We start from the raw sequence: 4,392 nt of genomic DNA, 5'->3' as shown, positions 1-4,392 counted from the left end.
GATGAGCTTATTTTAAAGTATTTCAATGGCTTACAATGCTTGGTATTTTTTGATTTTTGGACCATAAAAAGCCTGAATTATGATTTTGAAACCCACAAAATAAAATTTTCGCAATCGATTGTTTGGACAATAAAAAAACATTATTTACCTTTCAAGCACGTTATTCATACATTGAATATCTACAATAGGTTTAATAGGTTTGAGAGATAAAAAAGGTTGGGACAATGTTCTGACCTTTTTTGATTTTTGGGGTTTTTATATTTCATTCGTATTCTTTATTAAGCCAAAGATGTCCCTATTAGCCAGATTGTCTACCACTAGATTATTACTTGGATGCTTGGTTTTCTTGGGTTCCTGTACTTTTCAAAAAGAAAAGAAAGAAGAAACCCAGGAAAAAGCTTCCATATCCAAAGAGGAAGAATACAGCCAATTATTAGCTTCCGGCCTCCAACAATTGACTAATTGGACCCGGTATTGGAAGACGCAAGAGCCATCTTTTGATATAGCAGGTTTTCAGATAAGCAGGGAAATTCCCTATGAAACTTTGGAATGGCCTGAAGAAAATTTTATTCAGCAAGAGCACCCCCTATTTAAATACCTTGTCCCTAATCCGGACGGCCAAGGAGTCGTGGACATCTATAGCTATAAGGTGGTCAGGCCGGAAGAAGCCCAAGTTTCCTTCAATCCGGATTCTGAAGTGATATATTTCAAATCAAACGGCATGCGCGAAAGGTTGATGTTTATGGGTCCTTCAGGCGGTTTTGAGGAAGCTATTTGGGTCAGTCCAGATCACCTGATGGTTGCAGGATTTTTTGAGGAAGAAAACGGTATTACACCTAAAATATGGCTCATTATTCCCAATGAGCAAAAGTATCTGACCTTTAAACATCCTCTTCATACAACCAATTATCCAAAAACAGGGTATCTGACCAAGAAGCTCCAAAACATTGATTTTTCAAATGGAGCTAATTAAAGTAGTAAAAAAATTAGAAAGGTTGTTGAAGGAACCCTTGCCGGGAAGGCTTGGTCATTTGACTATGTTGCCACAGCCCATAGACGAAAAGAGGTTTTCTGTTCGGGAAGATCACAGAAAGGGAGCTGTTCTGATGCTTTTTTATCCTGATTCCCACAATAGTTTTGTTCCTTTTATCAAAAGACCGGAATATCCCGGTGTGCACAGTGGACAGATAGCATTCCCGGGAGGAAAATGGGAGCCTTCTGACAGAGATCTAAGTGTCACTGCCCTTAGGGAATCGGAGGAGGAAATAGGAGTCTATGCAGAAAAAGTCACCTTGCTGGGTAAGTTGAGTGATGTGTATATCCCACCAAGTAATTTTCTGGTATCACCTTACATTGGCTTTATCTCTGAAAAGCCTGATTTTAAACCCGAACCAAAAGAAGTAGAACGGATTATCAGCTGTCCCTTTCCGGTACTTTTAGACAAGGAGATCAGAAAACTGACTCAGGTAAAGGGAAGCTCAGGGCCGAGGTTTGAAACGCCATACTTTGATATTGAGAATGAGGTAGTCTGGGGTGCTACAGCAATGATGTTGGGCGAATTCACGTATTTGTGGGAAAATTCAGGGTTTTGAAGTTTCTCTTAATTGTAGTATCGTTGTATATCTAACAATTTACCAGCATGCAAGAAAGCAGTCCCCTGATCAGTAATGATGCCGTTGTTTTTGGATTATTGATGACCATCCTTGCCTTGGTATTTTCTACCTCATCTAGCAAGGCTCCTTTTTGGGTAAAGTTTTACAGAATAGTTCCTTCTGTGCTTTTATGCTACTTTATCCCTGCGCTCTTCAATTCATTCGGTGTTATTTCGGGCGAATCATCGGGACTATATAAAGTAGCTTCAAGGTATTTGCTGCCTACATCTTTGGTATTGTTGACCTTGAGCATTGATTTTAAAGGTATCCTGAAGCTTGGGCCAAAAGCTCTGGTGATGTTTGTGGCAGGTACGATTGGGATTGTATTGGGAGGACCTTTTGCTTTGTTTGTTGTATCTTCCGTTTATCCTGAAATATTAAATGGCGTAGGACCTGATGAAGTTTGGAGGGGACTATCAACGATCGCCGGAAGCTGGATAGGCGGAGGTGCCAATCAGACAGCCATGTTGGAGGTGTTTGGAGCAAGCCCATCGCTTTTCAGTCAAATGATCGCAGTGGATGTATTGGTCGCCAATCTTTGGATGGCTGTGTTGCTTTTTTGGGCTGCAAAGCCCGGTAAAATTGATAGCATATTCAAAGCTGACAGTTCAGCGATCTTGGAGCTTCAATTGAAAGTTGAAAAGTATAGAGCGGGGATATTAAAGATTCCGACACTATCAGATACCATGCTGATATTGGGAATTGGTTTTGCTGTTACAGGTTTTTCGCATTGGGTTGCAGATATTGTTGCACCGTTTATTGGAGAGAATTATCCTCAGTTGAGCCAGTATTCATTGGATTCGACCTTCTTTTGGATAGTAGTCATTGCCACAACAGGAGGTTTGTTGATGTCATTTACCAAAGCAAGGGAATTGGAGGGAGCAGGTGCATCCAGATTGGGGTCTGTGCTACTTTATGTTTTGGTAGCGACAATCGGCATGCAGATGGATCTGATGGCAATATTTGACAATCCTGTTTTGTTTTTGATCGGGATCATCTGGATACTGTTCCATATTATGATCATGCTTTTGGTAGCTTACCTGATCAAAGCTCCTTTCTTTTACGTGGCCGTAGGCTCTCAGGCCAACATCGGAGGTGCGGCCTCAGCTCCCATCGTAGCCTCCGCATTTAATCCTTCATTGGCACCTGTAGGTGTTTTGATGGCGGTATTGGGATATGCATTAGGTACATACGGGGCCTATTTAAGTGGACTGCTCATGCAATGGATTCATGGTTGAAGTCCTTTTCCTTTTCTTCTCTTTGAAGGACAATTTTTAATTGGTCATAACTTTAGACTTTTGAACTGAATGGATTCCATTTATGTATTAGGTTAGGAATTCAATCTCCAATCACTGTTTTTCTGCAACAATTTGTGTCATAATAAAATTGACAAACTTAAAAGCGTTTAACTTTAAGGTCTACATTAAAACCTACTAAATGGCTACCTACCGTAAATTTATTTTTATTTGTAATGGATCTGACTGTAAAAAGGAGGGTTGTAAAAAACTTCAACATGAGATAAAGAACCTGACAAAGGCTGAGGACCACAAAGGCCAATACAAAATAATAAAAACCAAGTGTATGGATTTTTGTAAATCCGCTCCTGTAGTGGTAGTCAATAATGAAGTCGTCAAAAAGGCAGATTTGGGTGCAATCAAGAAGAAAATGTCTTAGATTTCAGAAATAGATATTAGCCTTAGGCTAAAAAAACAAAAGCCAGGATACAAATCCCGGCTTTTTTTGTGCTAGTCGATTCCGTTGAGGAATCTGCTCCATCTGATCTTATTGAACATGGACTTATGCTTGTCTAGTGAGAGCCATAAGAACCACGCTTTTCCTACAATATGGTCTTCGGGGACAAATCCCCAATACCTAGAATCAAGCGAGTCGTGTCTGTTGTCACCCATCATGAAATAATAATTCTGCTTGAAAGTATAAGAAGTTACTTTTTGGCCGTCGATATACAATTCATTGTCTTGTACTTTTACATCCTCGTGTCCTTCAAACTTCTCGATTGTGTAAACGTATTTGGCAATGTTTTCTTTTGTCATCTCGATGGTCCAACCTTTTCCTGGTATTTCCAAGGGACCCCAGTTATCCTTGTTCCAGCCAAAATACACACCATCGGGGAAGATTCTTGGGTCTCCATATTCCTCTCTGTCCTGTCTCATTGTGATCGAACCTACTGCAGGGGAGCTTTTCAACCTTTCAATGGATTCAGCAGTTGCCATGACCATATAGCCCGAACCATTGGAAAAAGGCATAAAGCTGTCTTGGTTGATGCCATATTCATCAAAAAACTCCGGTGTAAGGTTTCTATCTGACATCACATCATATGAAAACTGCATCTTTTCAGGATTTAGTCCAGGCTCGCCGTTTACAAACACCTGTGTTTTTCTGATTTCAAGAATATCGCCCGGTACAGCAATTGCCCTTTTGATATAATTGGTTTTGAGATCAACCGGGTATTCAAATTCTGAGGGGTAATTGAATACCACCACATCATTTCTTTTTACATCCGAAAATCCCGGAAGCCTGTAATAGGGTAATTTAATCCAATCTACATATGATTTGGTATCGGTTCCCCATATTTTTTGGTGGGTCAAAGGGACCTGGAGAGGGGTTCTTGGAATCCTTGTCCCGTAATGCATTTTGCTCACAAAAAGAAAATCTCCTACTAGTAGAGATTTCTCCATTGAGGCAATGGGAATAGTAAATGGCTCAAGTAGAAGCCAACGGA

General features: G+C 40.3%; 5 protein-coding genes. 4 read left to right on the top strand and 1 reads right to left on the bottom strand.

Going from position 1 to position 4,392, the window contains the following annotated elements; all coding sequences use genetic code 11:
* Positions 1–289: 289 nt before the first annotated feature.
* From ACZFYI_RS16355 to ACZFYI_RS16340, 4 genes are all read left to right on the top strand, one after another.
* Positions 290–973: a bifunctional isocitrate dehydrogenase kinase/phosphatase gene (locus tag ACZFYI_RS16355; RefSeq protein ID WP_462525200.1), complete on the top strand. Its 684-nt coding sequence runs from the start codon at positions 290–292 to the stop codon at positions 971–973.
* Positions 960–1,592 carry an NUDIX hydrolase gene (locus ACZFYI_RS16350; RefSeq protein WP_462525199.1) on the top strand — a complete coding sequence of 211 codons (633 nt, stop codon included), beginning with the start codon at positions 960–962 and terminating at the stop codon, positions 1,590–1,592. Before ACZFYI_RS16355 ends, ACZFYI_RS16350 begins: the two co-directional genes overlap by 14 nt.
* 47 nt (positions 1,593–1,639) lie before the next feature.
* Positions 1,640–2,890: a DUF819 family protein gene (locus ACZFYI_RS16345; RefSeq protein WP_462525198.1), complete on the top strand. Its 1,251-nt coding sequence runs from the start codon at positions 1,640–1,642 to the stop codon at positions 2,888–2,890.
* A gap of 199 nt (positions 2,891–3,089) precedes the next feature.
* Positions 3,090–3,326, top strand: a complete 237-nt coding sequence (locus ACZFYI_RS16340) for an NAD(P)H-dependent oxidoreductase subunit E (RefSeq protein WP_462525197.1) — start codon at positions 3,090–3,092, stop codon at positions 3,324–3,326.
* A 71-nt stretch (positions 3,327–3,397) separates the two neighbouring features.
* On the opposite strand, the gene lepB is transcribed toward ACZFYI_RS16340, so the two are convergent.
* A partial coding sequence (lepB, locus tag ACZFYI_RS16335) for a signal peptidase I (protein ID WP_462525196.1) occupies positions 3,398–4,392 on the bottom strand: 995 nt, incomplete at its 5' end.

Source organism: Aquiflexum sp. (assembly GCF_977115555.1).
Note: the sequence above shows the minus strand (reverse complement) of the source record. Positions and strands in the feature narration are given on the sequence as shown.

Coding starts and splice junctions, on each gene's coding strand:
- ACZFYI_RS16355 (WP_462525200.1), top strand. CDS start 290: ATGTCCCTATTAGCCAGATTGTCTACCACTAGATTATTACTTGGATGC.
- ACZFYI_RS16350 (WP_462525199.1), top strand. CDS start 960: ATGGAGCTAATTAAAGTAGTAAAAAAATTAGAAAGGTTGTTGAAGGAA.
- ACZFYI_RS16345 (WP_462525198.1), top strand. CDS start 1,640: ATGCAAGAAAGCAGTCCCCTGATCAGTAATGATGCCGTTGTTTTTGGA.
- ACZFYI_RS16340 (WP_462525197.1), top strand. CDS start 3,090: ATGGCTACCTACCGTAAATTTATTTTTATTTGTAATGGATCTGACTGT.